Origin of the sequence: Marinobacter fuscus, from assembly GCF_003007675.1 — a bacterium.
GTDB lineage: Bacteria > Pseudomonadota > Gammaproteobacteria > Pseudomonadales > Oleiphilaceae > Marinobacter > Marinobacter fuscus.
Genome location: NZ_PXNP01000110.1, coordinates 11,654 through 29,222, shown reverse-complemented (window position 1 = coordinate 29,222; position 17,569 = coordinate 11,654). Strand labels below are relative to the sequence as shown.

Sequence of the window (17,569 nt, the reverse complement as noted above, 5' to 3'; positions counted from 1 at the left end):
TTGTTCTACACTTGTGGCATGGCACTCGTGCCCCTCTTGTCTTCAGGAAAGGAATCGTGAAATTGAGCAACATTGTCTGGCATAACCACAAGGTCACCCGCGCCGACCGCGCTGCAAATAAACACCAGAAACCCTGCCTGCTCTGGTTCACCGGCTTAAGCGGCTCTGGCAAATCCACCATCGCCAACGCTCTGGATGTGGCACTGCACCAGCGGGGGTATCACACCTTCCTTCTGGACGGCGACAACGTGAGGCACGGGCTTTGCCAGGATCTTGGGTTTTCCGACCACGACCGGGTAGAAAACATTCGCCGCATTGGCGAGGTGAGCAAACTCTTTACAGATGCAGGCCTGATTGTACTCAGCGCCTTCATCAGCCCCTTCACCAGCGACCGACGAATGGTAAGAAGGCTCTTTCCTGCGGGCGAGTTTATTGAAGTCTTTATGGACACGCCGCTGGACACCTGTGAAGCGCGGGACCCCAAAGGCCTGTACGAAAAAGCCCGAGCCGGTGAGATCAAGCACTTCACTGGCATAGACTCGCCTTATGAATCCCCAGAAAGGCCCGAAGTGCGCATAGACACCTCTGTTATGGACGTAGACAGTTGCGTGGAATCACTCATTACCTTCCTCACCAACCGAGAACTCATCAAATAATGGGGTCAGACCCCGATACATTTGATGGGGTGAAATGTACCGGGGTCTGACCCCAGCCGGGGCGTTAGACTGAATGGAATGGCAAGCGATTTTTACCTTGGTTACCCTGGCTGGTGTGCTTGGCACGCTGATGTTTTCACGGGTGTCTGCGGATCTTGTGCTGATGGCGGCGCTGGCCTTGCTGTTGTTTACAGGCGTGCTTAACCCCGCTCAGGCCTTGGCCGGTTTTGCCAATCCGGGTGTGATTACGATTGCAACGCTTTATGTGGTGGCGGCAGGCCTGAAAGAGACAGGCGCTGTACAGTGGATTGCCCGGCTTCTGCTGGGGCACCCGACAAGCGAGCGAGCCGCTCAGTTGCGCATGGTCATACCAACCGGTGTGCTTAGCGGGTTCATGAACAATACGGCCGTGGTGGCCATGTTTATTCCAGCCATTCAAAACTGGGCGCAGCGATTGGGCATCCCGGCATCCCGGCTGCTGCTGCCCCTGAGTTATGCTGCCATTTTGGGCGGCACCTGCACGTTGATTGGAACCAGCACAAACCTGGTTGTAGACGGCCTGCTACAGAGCACCGCAGGGGTTCACCTGGGTATTTTCGAACTCGCTTGGGTGGGCGTGCCTTTGCTAGCGACAGGCACGGTCTTTCTGGTGCTATTCAGCCACCGATTACTGCCTGACAGGGGCGGCCTGAAAGAAGAGCTGGATCAGGTGCGTGAATACGGCGTGGAAATGGAAGTGGCCGAGGGCGGGCTGGTTGGCAAAACCATAACGGAGGCCGGGCTGCGCTCACTCAACTACGGCTATCTTGCTGAAATAGACCGCGCAGGCCGTCTTATTACTGTGGTTGAGCCCAGCCGCACCCTGCAAGCCGGAGACAAATTGTACTTCGTAGGCGCACCCGAATGCGCCAGCGAACTGCGCCGCATTCATGGCTTGAAGCCCGCGAACGGCAGTGTGCACAAACTGGACGTGCGCAATCACCAGCGCTGCCTGGTGGAAGTGGTGCTTGGCCCAGAGTTTCCCGCGCTGAACAAAACCATCCGCGACAGCCGTTTCCGCACCCGCTTTAACGCCGTCATACTGTCGGTTTCCCGCGAAGGGCGCCGGGTGCCGGGGAAGTTGGGCGACATTGTTTTTCGCATGGGCGATACGCTGTTGCTCGAAGCCAGCGAACAGTTTGTGGAGCAGTACCGCTTTCGGCGCGACTTCCTGCTGGTGAGCGCCCTGAACGACTCCACGCCACCGGATTTCCGAAAGGCCCCCCGGGCTCTGGGAATTTTGTCTGTGATGGTGCTACTCAGTGCCTCCGGTGCCTTATCCATTCTCGAAGCGGCGTTTCTGGCCGCTGCCGGTATGATTGTCACCGGCTGCCTGACTGCAAGCCGCGCCCGGCGAAGTGTGGATCTGCCGGTACTGGTGGTGATTGCCGCCTCATTCGCGCTGGGCAATGCAATGACCGCCACGGGCGCGGCCACCTGGGTTGCCAACAGCCTGCTGGGCTTTGGCGATCTAACTCCCTGGCTGGCGCTCGCTCTGGTCTATGTGCTGACGGCCCTCTTCACCGAAATGATCACCAACAACGCGGCGGCCGTGCTTATGTTCCCGATTGCCGTGGCCATCTCGGAACAACTCGGCGTTAGCGTACTGCCCTTCGCCATAGCCGTTATGTTCGCGGCCTCGGCCTCCTTCATCACACCGCTGGGCTACCAAACCAACCTGATGGTCTACGGCCCCGGCCGGTACCGCTTCACCGACTACGTAAGAATCGGCACGCCCCTGGCGCTGCTGGTGGCCGCCGTAGCCATCGGCTTGATTCCGATGGTGTGGGCCTTCTGAAAACAAAACTTCCCCCTCTCCCTGACCCTCTCCCGCAAGGGGAGAGGGAATGGCTAGTGAGTGCTTTGTATCTCCCCCTCTCCCTTAAGGGAGAGGGAATGGCTGCTGGATGCTTCTTGCCGCCCCTCTCCCTGGCCCAGCGGCAGTTAGCCCCTCTCCCTTAAGGGAGAGGGAATGGCTGCTGGATGCTTCTTGCCGCCCCTCTCCCTGGCCCAGCGGCAGTTAGCCCCTCTCCCCTGGAGGGAGAGGGGTTGGGGAGAGGGGGAAGAGGACAACGCCGGGGTCTGACCCAAATTACGTGGTCAAAAAATTGGCTAAAAAAGCGCCAAAAAGCGGACAAATTTAACGTTAATTGACAATTGCGCCGGTTACCATAGCACCGTGCGAAATACGGGAGGTGCTATGAACAATCAACAAATCCGGCCATGGCCAATGCGGCTTGGTGCCCTTGCACTGGCGGTTGTGCTGGCGGGTTGTGGTGGCGGTGAGTCTTCGTCATCCGATACAGCAGGCTCCTCCCAGAGCAACGCGCCTTCAGAACAACCAACAACACCCCCCGCAAAGGCTCTGAGTGTAGAAGGCTATGCCATTAAAGGGGTGATAGATGGTGGCGTTGTCTCCCTGCGTTTTCGGGAGCAGGGCCTGGTAGACTGGCAGCCTGTTGGGGCACCGGTGCGCACCGACGAAAACGGGCATTTTCAGATTTCCGTTGCCGCAGAATATGCGGGCCAGGCGCTTCGGCTTAGCCTGACCACAGACTCCCAAACCGTGATGCGGTGTGATGTTGCGCCGCAATGTAAAAGCCCATCCGGCGTTATGATTCCCTTTGGCGACTGGTTCTGGCCCGGAAACGACCTGCAACTGGAAACCCTGGTTGTGCCCGGCTCCCGGGTTGCGCCGGTTGCGCTCACCCCACTATCCACCCTCGCGTATCAGCAGGCTGCCGTTTCCGGCCCGGTTACTTACGCCGCGTTTTCCCAGTCTCTGGCCACGGTTGAGCAGGAATGGCGCCTGGCACCCGGTGCGTTATCTGACAAACCTCTGGATTTTGCCGGTATTGCCAGTTCGGGCGTTACCAGTGCCAGCTTGCAGGCCGCAGCACTCAACACGGCGTTTATGGCCCTGGTAGACGGGCGCCGGTACCAGACACTGGGCGCTGTGCTTGCCGCAGCCCGATCCGCAGTAACGCCTAACGATTACCTGCCGGAAAGTGGTGGAAATAGCGGCGCGATCAACCGGGACACCCTTGGCCTTGCCGCCCTGTTGCTGCTGGAAAACCTGGAGGCCCGCTGGCAGCCGGGCAGTTACCGGCAGGCGGCCGCACAGGCTGTGGGCGAATTGGAGCAAACCCTGGTTGACCGCGAGCCCCAGAACCCCGGGCAAAACCAGCCAGTGGGAACACCGGGCACCGGCCCGGAAACGAACCCCGGGCTCGAATCACAACCTGAACAAACCCCTGAAACAACGCCTGAACAAACGCCGGAAGGCGACCAGCCGGTAAACCCCGCGCCCGAAACAGACCCGCTGCCGAATGAAGACTCAAACCAGGCCACTCCGGCTAACGAAAGCGCCCGGCTGTTCTGGCAGGCACCGCTTACCCGAACCAATGGCGAGTCTTTGGCCATGGGCGAAATCGACCACTACCTGCTGCGCTACGGCAAAGAACACACCATTGAAAACATGAGCAACGAAGTCCGCATGGCCGACGGCCAAACCATGGAATACGAAATTGCCAGCCTTACCGAAGGCACCTGGTACTTCGCCATCCGCACGGTGGATGTAAACGGCCTTGAAAGTGCCTGGTCCAATGTGGTGAGCAAAACCGTTAGCCGCTATCAGTAACCACTAACGGCCCCACCAGCACAACCTCTGCCATTACGCACAACACCCACCTGACACCCGCTGGCGTGGGTGCTAGTATCAGGGCTTCTTTTTGCCCAGACAAACCGGTTTATGACACGGCCATTCCAAGACACATTCCAACCCGGCAGCCGCTGGCGGGTTGCCTGCTTTTCTGCTGCCTCAGATCAGCCGCGCTGCGCCGTGGCAACGCCATGAAGGTACTGGTAACCGGTGCCTCCGGTTTTGTCGGGCGGGCGGTGGTAGAAAAGCTTGCCGCCTGTAACGGCGTTGAAATCGTCGCGGCAAGCCGCCGCCCCGGGCAAGATTCCCGGCCCTGTGTAAACTGGGTGGTGGTCGGCGAGCTGGGGCCAGGCACACACTGGCAGCAGGCGCTGGAGGGCGTGGAGTGTGTGGTGCATTGCGCGGGTATCAGCGCGGCACCCCGCAACGCAGTTTCGGAGTTGGACCAACTGAACGCGCAAGGCACGGCCAACCTGGCAAGACAGGCCGGGCAGGCGGGCGTTCGCCGGTTTGTGTTCATCAGCACCCTGAAAGTACACGGCGAACGCGGTGGCCCGTTCAGCGAAAGCCAGCCGGCAAACCCGCAAACGCCTTATTCCCGCAGCAAGCTAAAAGCAGAGCAGGAGTTAATACACGCCTGCCAGAGCACCGGCATGGAATACGTGGTTGTGCGGCCGCCGCTGGTTTACGGGCCGGGCGCGGGAGGCAACTTCCGCCTGCTGCAGCGGTGGGCGGCCAGTGCCATGCCGCTGTTGCCGGACCAGCCTGGCAACAAACGCAGTATGATCTACCTGGGCAACCTGGCCGCCTTTATCCGGCTGGCCCTTACGCACGCGGCGGCCGCCAACCAGATTTTTCTGGTGGCAGATGCCGAGGCCGTATCAACAGCCCGGTTATTGAAAGAACTCCGGGTATTACAGCGGGGTAACGCCTCGGGCCCGGCCATCCCCGCAACGGTTCTTCGCCTGGCCGGTGCGCTGCCTGTTATTAAGCCGATGGTGGCGCGGCTGACAGAATCCCTCTACGCCAGCGATGCCAGGGCCCGCACACGGTTGGGCTGGGCTGCGCCCCATACCATGCTGGAAGGAATTCGCAACACCGCTATGATTGACAAAAACGTAATCAGGCCGGAGCCATGACTACTGCTAAGCTAAAAAGCAGATGGCAAGCCCGCCCTGCAGGGAAGACCGGTTAATGAACGCACAGTTAGCAAACATTCTGAAAAAACTGTTTGAACTCTCTCGCCCGAAAAAACGCCTGATTTCTGTGGCTGCCGACGCCGTATTCATCTTCGTCGCCTTCTGGGCCGCCTACGCACTGCGCCTGGAAGACTGGCTCTGGCGGCCGAATCTGGGCCAGGGTGTGGTGTTTGCGGTAACCGCCATGGTCACCATTATGGTGTTCATACGGCTTGGCCTGTACCGCGCCATCATCCGTTACATCAGTGAAAAAGCCCTGATGGTGGTATTGCTGGGCGTGCTGGCCTCCGGGCTCGCTCTCATTTTGTCCGGCTACCTGCTCCAGACCATGGTGCCCCGCTCGGTGCCGGTTATGTACTGCGCCTTCCTGTTTATTATGGTAGCGGGCACCCGCCTGGGCTTCCGGGCGCTTATCAACCGCCCGCGGGAAAAAGTAAAGGGCAGGGTGCTTATCGTCGGCACCGGCCCCAGAGCGCTCGAACTCCACCATTCCCTGCTGCAGGGCATGGAATACCGGCCCATGGGCTTCGTTACCTTTGACCACCGCAAACACAGAAGCCTGATTGCCGGTTTTCAGGTGTATGGCATTGCGGACCTCAAACGCGCGGTGAACGAACAGGGCGTGCAGCGAGTGTTTCTTGCTCTGGAAGACAGCGTGTCGGTGGACCGCAGGCACCTTATCCATATTCTTGAAGAACTCCAGGTGCCGGTACAAACCATCCCGGCCCTGTCGGAGCTGGTGGCAGGCACCGCCCGCATCAACGACATCCGCGATCTGGACCCGGCCGAACTGCTCGGCCGTGAACCGGTAGAGCCGCACCAGGGCCCCATAGACGACAGCGTGGCAGGCCGCGTGGTTATGGTCACCGGTGCCGGTGGTTCCATTGGCTCGGAATTGTGCAGGCAGCTGGTGCAGCTGCGCCCGGCCCGAATTATCCTGATGGAACAGTCCGAATACGCCCTGTACCAGATTGAAAAAGAACTGCGCTCGGTGATTGCCATTCGCGGGCTGGGCGTGAGCGTGCACGCACTGCTGGGCTCGGTGGGCCACCGCCGCCGCTGTGAAACCACCATGCGCGCCTTTCGGGTAGACACCGTCTACCACGCCGCCGCCTACAAACACGTGCCGCTGGTAGAAGTGAACGTAATAGAAGGCATACAGAACAACGTTATGGGCACCTGGCATTGCGCGCAAGCTGCGGTTGCCGCTGGGGTTCGTCGCTTTGTGCTGATCTCCACCGACAAAGCCGTGCGCCCCACCAACGTAATGGGTGCCTCCAAGCGCATGGCCGAACTGGTGTTGCAGGCACTGGCGGCTAGCCAACGGCGTACCATCTTCTCTATTGTCCGGTTTGGCAATGTACTGGGCTCTTCCGGCTCTGTGGTGCCCCTGTTCCGCGATCAGATCCGCAGCGGCGGGCCGGTTACAGTTACCCACCCGGATGTCATCCGCTACTTCATGACCATCCCCGAAGCCACCCAGCTGGTGCTGCAGGCCGCCGCCATGGGCAAAGGTGGCGAAGTGTTTGTGCTCGACATGGGCGAGCCGGTAAGAATCGCAGACCTGGCCCGTAAAATGATCCGCCTGATGGGCTTGTCGGAACGCACAGAACTGAACCCGGACGGCGACATTGAAGTGGTTTACACCGGTCTTCGCCCGGGCGAAAAACTCTTTGAAGAACTGCTGGTTGGCAGCAACCCGATTGAAACCAGTCATCCCCGGATCATGATGGCAAGGGAAGCCTGCCTGCCACTGGCAGCCATTACCGAACTAGTGGAATCGTTAACCGAAGCCAGCCGACAGTTCGATTGCGAACGGGTGATTGAAGTGCTTGCCTCTGCGCCCACCGCTTATGCATCGGAATCCGGGCTGAAAGACGAACTGTGGCTGCGCAGCCGCCCGCCGGAGCTGGCCAGGGCCGAGGGTGCCTACGGGCAGGGCAAGGTTTATCCGTTCCCCGGATGACGCGGCCATGAAGCAAAACAGGAGTCGCCTGAGCGGCACAGCAGGAAAGGGCGGGGCACACAAACAGCAGATACAAAAAAGCCGACTGCGTGCAGTCGGCTGAACAAACCCGTCCGGTCGCCCGGAAAATTGATCAATTCGTGTAGAAGATTACCCGTAGGTTAACTTTGAGTCAAATTAACCGTCACTTTTTGACTCATAGTGACAATCTATTACACGCTGCTTACTGCAGGGTTGTGTTCATGGTGTCCAGCTCGCCTTGCAGTGCCTCGGCGTAGCTGCTGCGGGCCGTGCGGGCAACCGCCAGTTCCAGTTCCAGTTCTTCAATCAGCCGGTCTGTGGCGCGCAGGTTGTTAATTTGTGCCTTGGCGTTATCGCTCAGGGCGTCCAGCGGGTAGGTTTTGTCGTTAATGGTCACCTGCTGGCCTTCGCTTGCCTTGGCTGCGGCCTTTTTCGGGGCAGCGGCTTTCTTGGCGGGTGCCTTTTTGGCGGGTGCTTTGGTCTTGGCTGCGGCGGTTTTTTTGGTGTCGGCCGCTTTTTTGGTGTCTGTCATAACAGCTCCTGAAATGAAAAAGGGTGGAGTAGGTTACTTTTTGCTTTTTGCCGCCGGCGCTTTACCAAGGCTGGCCTTAAGGTGGTCCACGTAGCGCACTTGTGCCGTGCGGGCAATGGCGGCACGTGCCTCCAGCTTTTCGATCAGCTCTGTGGTCAGCGCCGCCTGCCGTGCCAGCCGTTGTGCGTCTTCTGGCAGCTCATCGATGTTGTAACGCTTGCCGTCTAGAGTGAAAGTTTCCATAAAAATCGTCGTCCGCTCATCAGTTTTGAATAGAGTAGCGCTTGAAAGGGCGCAGATTATACCGGAGGGGCCATTGTGTTTCATCCGCCTTAACAAAAAATAAACTGATCTGGCGGGGTTGCAAAACCACAACCTGTAACCACATAGAGGTTTTCGGAGGAAACAGGTTCATGGCGCGCAAGGTACTTCACCGCCTCTGGCACTGGGTGCACGAGACGGACAAGTTACAACACATTCTGGCCAGCCTTGCGCTGGTGCAGGTGGGCGTGCTCTGGATGGACGGCTGGCTGGCTGCCCTGGTTGCCTTCGCAGTAGGTTGGATAAAAGAAACAGGCGATTACCTGTTCCGGAACGGATTCAGCTGGGGAGATATTCTGGCCAACGCGGTAGGCGTAGCCATGGGGCTTTTACTGGTCTCGCCGTGGCTGTAAACCGCCACACCCTTAATGCCTGTGTTACCAAGTGTCAAGGTGCGTTGACACCCCTTTTAGCCCTACCTAAAATGCCACCGCTCTGGCGGGGGCGTACAAGGCAACACAGTATCTCTGCTCTTTTCACTCTTTAACCGATTGGTAACGCTTTCCATGTTCAAAAAATCCGAAGCCCGGCAGGCTGCGCTTACAGAGCTGGAGGAATCCCTCAAAGCCTGTAAAGACGGCTTTATCTCTGCGGGCCTGTTCAGCTTTTTTCTGAATCTTCTGATGCTTGTACCTGCTATTTACATGCTGCAGGTATACGATCGGGCACTTGGCAGCCGCAGTGTCGAAACCCTGGTTATGCTTACCATCATTCTGGTGGTCCTGTTTGTAACCATGGCGTTGTTGCAGATGGTACGCTCGGCAATCCTGGTTCGGATCGGCAACAAGATAGACCAGAGCATGAACCAGAAAATATTCTCTGCGATGTTCCGGCAAGCCATCGACAAGCCCGAGCGCCAGAGCGCGCAACCCCTTAACGATCTCACCTCGTTGCGCCAGTTCCTTACCGGGCAGGGCCCCATCGCCTTTTTCGACGGCCCCTGGCTGCCCATCTACATCGCCGTTATGTTTGTCTTCCACTTCTGGTTTGGCGTGGCCACCATTGTGGCGGCGCTGATTCTGGTCGCCCTGGCCTATGCCAACGAAAAGTGGACCGGCAAGATGCTCACCACCGCTGGCCAGGCCAATATCCAGTCCACCCAGTATGCCGGCTCCTGTTTGCGCAACGCCGAAGTTGTTCATGCCATGGGCATGGAAAACAACCTCCGTGGCCGCTGGCTGAACCGCCACATGGAGTTTTTGTCTAACCAGGCCGATGCCTCGGACCGTGCCGGTATTCTGAGCAACACCTCTAAAACCCTCCGCATGCTGTTCCAGTCTTTAATGCTGGGCCTGGGTGCCTATCTGGCTATTGAGCAGGAAATTACCCCGGGTATGGTGATTGCGGGCTCCATTCTTATGGGCCGGGCGCTGGCGCCTCTGGACCTGTTGATTGCATCCTGGAAAGGCTTCAGCGGTGCTCGCTCTGCCTACGAACGGTTGAACAAACTGTTCGACGACTACCGGGCAGAACGCCCCGGCATGCCCCTGCCTGCGCCGGAAGGCCATCTTGGCGTGCAATCCATGGTGGTGGTGCCGCCGGGCAGCCAGTCTACCGCGCTGAACGGTGTGGGTTTTGTGCTGGCCAAAGGCGAAATGCTGGCGGTGGTAGGTCCAAGTGCGGCCGGTAAATCTACCCTTGCCCGTGCCGTGCTGGGTATCTGGCCGCTGGCCAATGGCACCGTGCGCCTGGATGGCGCCGATATTCACCAGTGGGATAAAGCCCAGCTTGGCCCCTACATTGGCTATCTGCCGCAAGACATCGAGCTGTTCGAAGGCACCATCAGCGACAACATCTCGCGCTTTGGCAAGCCCGAACCCGGCAAGGTGGTGGCAGCGGCCAAGCTGGCGGGCGTGCACGAACTGATTCTGGGCCTGCCCAAAGGCTACGACACCCCCATTGCCCAGGTGGGTGGCGTGCTTTCCGGCGGCCAGCGCCAGCGTATTGGCCTGGCGCGGGCGGTATACGGCAACCCTAGCCTGATCGTGCTGGATGAGCCCAACTCCAACCTGGACGACCAGGGCGAACAGGCGTTGCTGGTGGCCCTGCAGGAGCTGCGAAAACAGGGCACCACCGTGATTCTGATTTCCCACCGCAAACCCATCCTGCGGCTGGTCGACAAAATGCTGGTGCTGGCCGATGGCCGCGCCGTGGCGTTCGGCTCCCGGGATGACGTAATGAAAGGCCTGCAAGACGGCACCATAGCACTGGGGAACAAAGGCAGTAATCGCCCGGCGATTCAGGGTGGGGGAGCATAATCATGGCGAACAACGAACACAAAGACCCACGCAACAACCCTCAGCCTGAAGACGAGCAGGCCAAAGGTACCGCCGGTGAGCAGCCGGAAAGCCGGCAGGAAAGCGAAAGCGAGTGGGAAGAGGTGGAAGAAAAAGGCGACCTGCCCGCAGAGTACACCCACGTTTCCAGTAACGATGTCGACGAAAAGGCCATGGCGTCTATCCCCACGGGCTGGGGAGCCCGGGTGCGCTTTGGCTTTATCGTACTGCTGGTAACCGTGGTTGGTTTTGGCGGCTGGGCCTACTTTGCGCCCCTGGATGGCGCCGCCATTGCCGACGGCAAAGTGGTGGTGGAATCCCAAAACCGGGTGGTTCAGCACCTTGAAGGCGGCATTGTCGCCGAGATACTGGTAAACGACGGCGACCGCGTAGAAGGCGGCGACCCGCTGGTGGTTCTGTCGGATACCCGCTCCCGGGCCGACTTGTCGATTGTGGAGTCTGAGCTCAAAGAAGTGCTGGGCCGCGAGGCGCGATTGCTGGCAGAGCGCGTGGGTGCCGGTAGCATTGATTTTCCGGAGGAACTTACCCGGGCAAAGGACACAGACCAGAGCGTTAAAAACATCATCGCAGGCCAGAAAGAACTGTTCCGTGCCCGCAAGGAAGCCTTTGATGGCCGCATGGCGATCTACCAGCAGCGGATGGACGCGCTGAAGCAACAGATGCGCGGCCTGGAATCCATGAACGTAAATCTGCAAAGCCGGATCGACAGCTACCAGAAAGAACTGGAAAACTGGCAGGCGTTGTTCGAGGAAGAACTGACAGACCTCACCCGCATTAACGAAATGCAGCGCGAACTGTTTCGCCTGCAGGGCGAGAAAGACGCCAACGAAGCCCAGATTGCCGAACTCAAGGTTCGGGTAGGGGAAACCCGCAGCGAAATGCTGGTGAACCGCCAGGAATTTGCCGAGCGTGTGGCCACCGAGCTGCGCGAAGTGCAGCAATCCCGGGCGGACCTGATGGCCCGGCGCACGGCACTTCAGGACACACTGCAGCGCACCACCCTGCACGCGCCGGCATCCGGCACTGTGGTGGGTAAGCAGGTGTACACCGTAGGCGGTATTGTGCGCCCCGGCGACACCCTGATGGAAATCGTTCCGGAAGACCAGGAATACATCATCACCGCCCGCGTGCAGCCGCAGGATATCGACCGCATTGCTGTAGGCCAGCTGGCAGATTTGCAACTGGCGGCGTTCAACCTGCAAATGGCTCATGTTATCGAGGGCGAAGTGGTGGGTATCTCAGCCGACGCCTTCGAAAACGAACAGAACGGCGAACGCTATTACGAAGCCCGGGTGAAGCTTACCGAAGCCGGTATGAACCGCATGAACGAGCAGGGTATGTTCCTGGTGTCTGGCATGCCCGCCACGGTACTGATCAAAACCGGCGAGCGCACCCTGTTCCAGTATTTACTTGAACCCATCACTCGCATGTTCAGCCGCGCCTTCCGCGAGGCCTGAGAGAGGTATTCATGAAAGCAACCGTAACCGGCAGCCTTCTGGCTTTGATGATGGCATCCGTGCCCCTGGCGGCCCAGGAAAAAACAGTGGTAGATCTGGAGCAGGCCTACCGCAGTGCGCTGCAGAACAACTTCGGTTTGCGCAGCGAACAGGCCGCCCTGAAAGGTGAAGAAGCCGCCACCCGCGAAGCCTGGTCCGGTGTACTGCCGCAGCTGGATGCCACGGCCAGCTATGGCCACTCGCGCTTTACCCGGGATTTCGGGGTAAACAGCTCCATTACCGATACCGACGAACACACCAGCTATAACGTCAACCTTAGCCAGGTGGTGTACTCGGCCAAAACCTTCCGCACCATTGGCCGCGCCAATGCGGGGGAAGAACGGGCCCGGCAACAGCTGCGCAACCGCAGCCTTGAAACCGGCTATTCGGCCATCGAGGCCTACCTGGCGGCCCAGGCGCTGGCCCGGGAAATCGAAGTGCTGGAAAACGAACGGGCCAGCCACAGCCGCAGGCTGGAACAGATGGAGCGTATGCTCAGCCGCAAACTGGCCTCCCGGGCCGATGTGCTGGAAGCACAAGCCACCGTGGACCAAACCGAAGCCGACCTGACCGGGTTGCGTACCCGTTACCGGGCCGCGCGCCAGAACTTCACTGCGGTAACCGGCTTGCCGCTAACCGAAGTACAACTGGCACCGCTGGATGAAGAGCAGTGGCGCAAAACCCCGGAGATCCTGCAGCGGGAGTGGTCCGCCATTGCGCTGGAGAACTCCGGCCGCTTGGGTATTGCCGCAGCCGACCTGGATTTCGCCCGGGCCACCCGCAAGTTTGAGCGCGCCGGCCACCAACCGGAGATCTACCTGAACGCCCGCTACAGCGAGAACGACACCTTTGCCACCAACCTGCGGGAAGAGACCCGGGTAGAGGTGCAGCTTCGCTTGCCGCTGTATAAAGGCGGTGCCACCAGTGCCCGCACCCGGCAGGCCGCTTACCGCGAAGAGGCCAGCAAACTGGAGTTGCAGCACCGTGAACAGTTGGTAAAGGTGGAAGTGGCCCGCCTGGTGGAAGGCCTGGAAGGCAGTTATGAAACCATTCGCGCCCTGGAAACCGCGCGCCAGTCTGGCCTGGCCTCCCTGGAAGCCGCCGAGCGCGGGTTTGCCAGCGGTGTGCGCAGCCTGACCAACCTGCTGGATGCCCGTTCCCGGCTGGCCAGTGTAGAGCGCGACAAAGTGCGGGAAATTTACGGAAACCTGCAAATGCAATACGAGTTGCAGCAGGTGGCAGGCGTGTTGGGGCAGCAGTGGCTGCCTTAACGCGAAAGCAATGAAAAAAAGCGCGCCAGCCAGTTACATGCCCTTACAAATTAACTTGCCGCATGAATTGCCGTGGGTAGGTTGTAGATTGCATGGGCAGTATGTATTATTCCAGCGCTAAGTAAGGTTTTTGCCGTGCTTGCAACCCCGGTTGCACACCGGTAAACCAAACTCTGGCTTGTTGCGGCTGACATGCGCGGCAAGCTGTGACGCTGTTCTCATTCTGGTGTCCGTGCCGGCCAGAGCAGCGTATACCGGTTTCTGTATAGTCCGGCGGGCTTTACAGAGCGAAAGTGTACGGATTAGAATCCGTTCCTGCGTAGTAGGAAACTGCGTAAAGTAGTGAAGTGGCTAAAATGGCACAGCGCTGGCGTGTCGTTAGCTAAGTGTTATTTTACCCGCTATAAATTGATCAATTTATTAGCGTTACATAAAGATGGAGAAAGCACATGGCTTTTAACGGTAACGAGCTTGGTGTTATCCGCACCTACGTTGCAATTACTGGCGAAGCGCCCACGCAAGCTGAACTGCAGGCGGCATTCGACAAAACTGGTCTGAACGCACTGGCCACAGACCTGATCAACTCCCGTCCGGCTCAGGGTAACACTGCTTTTGTAACCGACCTGTACGAGAACCTGCTCGGCCGTGCTCCGGATGCAGCGGGCCTGGAATACTGGACTTCACTGCTGAGCACTTCTGCCGAAGTTCAGCTGAGCAAGGCACGCCTGGCGGTTGAGTTCCAGAACGTTGCAGCTCTGAACGCAGATTCTGAAGAAGGTCTGGTAGACGGCACTGCTGGCCTGACTCCGGTCAACGGCGAATTCGCAGAGCCGACCAATCCGCCGGTAGATCCGGAAGAGCCGATAGAAGACATCACCTTCGATTTTGACTTCGACACCACCAAAGGTGAGTCGGATGTTGCTGGCTGGGATCATAAGAAGTACGACGATGCCACCGGCGAAGACCAGTACATGTCCAACACCAACAAGATCTTCAACGTTGGTATGGAAGCAATCGACCGGGGCGTAGGCACTATTTCCCGTGACTACACCTTCCGCACCGAGAACCAGCTGGGCGAAATGGGCCACTACGATGCCTACTTCCTGTCTCCGGTACTGGACAACGTAACCACCAACCTGGGTTCTGTGCTGACGGTTGAAGTTATCGACCGTATGGCCGAAGCCAACAACAAAGACGCCGCTCTGAGCCTGGTAGCTATCGAATCTTTTAGCTTCCGTCTGAACGGTGAGCAGGTTGTGGTTGGTTCTCAGGACATCCTGAACGCCGAAAGCTATGAAGATCTGGTTGCTGCTATCGAAGCACGCATCAACGAGCTGGCCGAAACTAACACGGCTCTGGCCAACGTGACTGTATCTCTGGGTGCAGACTTCACCCGTCAGCAGGTAGACGCTGACACTCTGGAAACCACCGGTGCCAACGTTCTGGGTACCCAGATCCTGCTTACTGCCACTGGCAACAACCTGATCGAGCGTGGCGGTTTTGCGTTCGGTGAGCGTGAAGGCGGCGACCGTAACGTTGACCCCTCTGGTCGTCAGGACACCAACGTACTGGGTTCCGCAACCGACCTGATCACCACCAACCTGGAATTCAAAAACGTTGGTTACGGTTCTCAGGGCGGTAGCGTGAACGTGTCTGGTCAGTCTCAGTCTGACAAAGGCGTTCAGCAGTTCGACATCGTTGCCGAGAAGCACAACCTGGATCTGGGTGTATGGCTGACCGAGCTGTCCTCCAACCCTCTGCGTGCTCGCGACACCATCAACTTCCTGGAAGTGATCAACCTGACCGGTGATGCAGCTTACTTCCACGTTGGCGCTGAGCAGACTGCTGCCCTGAGCGCAAACGGCGGTGCGGTTCTGGATGGCAAAGCAAATGCTGGCTTGACTGACGTACGCGTATTCAACGCATCCCAGTTCAACCAGAACGTTCGCATCAACGCGGAAGTGACCAAAGCTGTTGTTGAGCGCGACCTGAACCTGGTTGACGAAGCTGGCAACCCCAGCAGTGATAACGTTGTTTACACCTACAACCTGGGTGGCGGTGACAACGCTCTGTACCTGTCCTTCAGCCAGGAAGTTATTGCCCACGAAGATGCCGTACTGAGCATTTCTTCAGGCTCTGGTAATGACGACATCCACCTGGTGCTGGACAACGATGGTGTTGGTCCGACAGGCTGGCAGGAAAACCAGAAAGATCTGGGTAACATCTCCATCAACACCGGTGCTGGTAACGACGTTATCTGGACCGAAGGTAAAGGCGATGCGCTGATTCTGACTGGCTCTGGTAACGATACCGTTTACACTGACAACGATGGTATCCGTACTGAAGCAGCGACCTGGGTATTCAACACGTACAACACGAACGTTGATGAACTGTTGGGTGGCGATAACGCGTCTAACGATCCGACAAGCACTATTGGCGATAGCCAGACTGGCCCGTACTTCCTGCACAAGTCCACTATCACTGTGACTCTTGCCGGTGCGCAGAACGCACTGAACGGCCACCTGACTACAGCTGACGCTGATGCGTTCGATAACGGTTTCGAGTCAACAGTAACTCTGGAAACTCCGCTGCTGAACGGTTACGGTGCTGACGAGCGTCACATCAACCAGGCGATCAAGAAGGCCATCAACAGTGATCCGGTGCTGAACAAGCTTCTGCTTGCTGAAGACGGCCCGAACAACACTTTGGTTGTCACGTCCAAGATCGACGGTCAGTTCAACGCAGAAGACCTGCGTGTTGACATCAACGCGGCGGACGTAACTGGCTGGACGCCTGCAGAAATCAGCAGCGCCCAGAACGCTTGGGTTAATTTCCCGGGTAACGACTCTTCCAATGCGAGCGATGCCATTGCTGGTATCGTAAGTGGTGGGGTAACCGGTATCGTTGGTGCGCATCAGGGTCTGACCGAAAACGGCGCTCTGACTAGCAACAGTCAGTTGGGTACTGTTGGTGGCGTAGCTGCGATTCCGGGTAACGCGGCGACTGCTACTCTGGATCTTACAGGGTTTACCTTTAATGGCACCGCCGAGCATGATATCTCCGGTGGTCTGACTTTGCCTGGTGCGGTTTACGCCAACGAGGCAGATTTGATTGCCGCGCTGACGGCTCTGCCGGAAATTGCTTCTGTGGTTAGCACAGGTCCTTCGCAGTACGATGTAACGTACACCGTTGCTGCAAACGGTGGTGCAAACCCGGGTACAGGCTTTACTGTAGGCGAGGACACAACTGGCGGTGGTGGTCCCTTCACTGATCAGACAGCGGCGGCAGTCGTAACTGGTGGTACTGCTGGTACACCTAGCGTAGCTGGTACTCCAGTAGATGGTGAAAACAGTGCTGTAGAATCCAACAACATCATCAACCTGGGCACAGGTCAGGATGTATTGGTTCTGAGCACTAATGAGCTGAGCAACGAAGTTCTGGTGATGACGGGTTACAACAACGGTGAAAACACCATTGTTAACTTCTCTGAAGCCGGTTCTTCAATCGACTTCATCGACTTCACCAGCTACCTGACCACTGAGTTCAGTGCATCTGGTAGCACGGAGTCCGAAGCTCGTGTTGCAACCAACTACGTTGCTGAAACCGGCACTGTGGGTGCTAACAGCGTGTCTATCATCAACATGTCTGCGGGCACCGGCGCAAACGCGAACGAAACCTGGGAAAACCTCACGGCTTCGGCTCTGGTTGCGGCTCTGAACGGTACCAAAGACTACGGTGTTGGTGGTACCAACGCGATCGTTGATGGCGACCTGAACGCTGACAACCTTGGCGCTAACATGACCACTGCCCAGATCGTTGGCAACACACTCAACCACATCGTGATGGTTGAGAACGATGCGAACGAAGGTGAGTACAAGGTATTCCACCTGACTTCCACTCGTGTGGACACCAACAGCGGCGACTTCGACACCAACGCTCAGTTGGTAGGTGTAGTCGACTTCGGTGAGAGCCTCGACGAAAACAACGGCGGTGCTATGGACAACGTGCTTGTTGCCTAAGCTCTGCGAGTGATGACACCGTTGGCAATTGAACCTTTGGTTTGATTGCTGGCAAGTCAGAAAAACCCCGGCCTTGGCCGGGGTTTTTTTA

General features: G+C 58.1%; 12 protein-coding genes. 10 read left to right on the top strand and 2 right to left on the bottom strand.

The features are described from left to right. Positions 1 to 62: 62 nt before the first annotated feature. The 5 genes from cysC (at position 63) to C7H09_RS18565 (ending at position 7,521) form a co-directional block, all read left to right on the top strand. Positions 63 to 656 carry an adenylyl-sulfate kinase gene (cysC, locus tag C7H09_RS18585; RefSeq protein ID WP_106765678.1) on the top strand — a complete coding sequence of 198 codons (594 nt, stop codon included), beginning with the start codon at positions 63 to 65 and terminating at the stop codon, positions 654 to 656. 73 nt (positions 657 to 729) lie between these two features. Then, complete coding sequence (locus tag C7H09_RS18580) at positions 730 to 2,493, top strand: SLC13 family permease (protein ID WP_106765555.1); 1,764 nt, start codon at positions 730 to 732, stop codon at positions 2,491 to 2,493. Positions 2,494 to 2,895: 402 nt separating this feature from the next. Continuing rightward, positions 2,896 to 4,335, top strand: a complete 1,440-nt coding sequence (locus C7H09_RS20370) for a hypothetical protein (protein WP_240616659.1) — start codon at positions 2,896 to 2,898, stop codon at positions 4,333 to 4,335. Positions 4,336 to 4,547: 212 nt separating this feature from the next. Further along, positions 4,548 to 5,495, top strand: a complete 948-nt coding sequence (locus C7H09_RS18570; RefSeq protein ID WP_106765554.1) for an NAD-dependent epimerase/dehydratase family protein — start codon at positions 4,548 to 4,550, stop codon at positions 5,493 to 5,495. Between the two features lie 55 nt (positions 5,496 to 5,550). After that, positions 5,551 to 7,521, top strand: a complete 1,971-nt coding sequence (locus tag C7H09_RS18565) for a nucleoside-diphosphate sugar epimerase/dehydratase (RefSeq protein WP_106765553.1) — start codon at positions 5,551 to 5,553, stop codon at positions 7,519 to 7,521. 223 nt (positions 7,522 to 7,744) lie between these two features. On the opposite strand, the gene C7H09_RS20045 is transcribed toward C7H09_RS18565, so the two are convergent. Both C7H09_RS20045 and C7H09_RS18555 read right to left on the bottom strand, forming a co-directional pair. Continuing rightward, the gene (locus C7H09_RS20045) at positions 7,745 to 8,074 is read right to left on the bottom strand and encodes a DUF6447 family protein (protein WP_206074361.1); all 330 of its coding nucleotides are present in this window, start codon (positions 8,072 to 8,074) and stop codon (positions 7,745 to 7,747) included. A 33-nt stretch (positions 8,075 to 8,107) separates the two neighbouring features. Beyond that, positions 8,108 to 8,317, bottom strand: a complete 210-nt coding sequence (locus tag C7H09_RS18555) for a DUF6447 family protein (RefSeq protein WP_106765552.1) — start codon at positions 8,315 to 8,317, stop codon at positions 8,108 to 8,110. 170 nt (positions 8,318 to 8,487) lie between these two features. Here C7H09_RS18555 and C7H09_RS18550 point away from each other — a divergent pair, with 170 nt between their 5' ends. The 5 genes from C7H09_RS18550 (at position 8,488) to C7H09_RS18530 (ending at position 17,478) form a co-directional block, all read left to right on the top strand. After that, on the top strand, positions 8,488 to 8,748 hold the full coding sequence (locus tag C7H09_RS18550) for a hypothetical protein (protein WP_106765551.1): 261 nt from the start codon (positions 8,488 to 8,490) through the stop codon (positions 8,746 to 8,748). Positions 8,749 to 8,901: 153 nt separating this feature from the next. Beyond that, positions 8,902 to 10,653, top strand: a complete 1,752-nt coding sequence (locus tag C7H09_RS18545) for a type I secretion system permease/ATPase (protein ID WP_106765550.1) — start codon at positions 8,902 to 8,904, stop codon at positions 10,651 to 10,653. Positions 10,654 to 10,655: 2 nt separating this feature from the next. Beyond that, entirely contained in the window at positions 10,656 to 12,149 is a 1,494-nt protein-coding gene (locus C7H09_RS18540) for an HlyD family type I secretion periplasmic adaptor subunit (RefSeq protein WP_106765549.1), read from the top strand. A gap of 11 nt (positions 12,150 to 12,160) precedes the next feature. After that, the gene (locus C7H09_RS18535) at positions 12,161 to 13,459 is read left to right on the top strand and encodes a TolC family protein (RefSeq protein ID WP_106765548.1); all 1,299 of its coding nucleotides are present in this window, start codon (positions 12,161 to 12,163) and stop codon (positions 13,457 to 13,459) included. Between the two features lie 449 nt (positions 13,460 to 13,908). Beyond that, complete coding sequence (locus tag C7H09_RS18530; RefSeq protein ID WP_106765547.1) at positions 13,909 to 17,478, top strand: DUF4214 domain-containing protein; 3,570 nt, start codon at positions 13,909 to 13,911, stop codon at positions 17,476 to 17,478. The last annotated feature ends 91 nt before the right edge of the window (positions 17,479 to 17,569 follow it).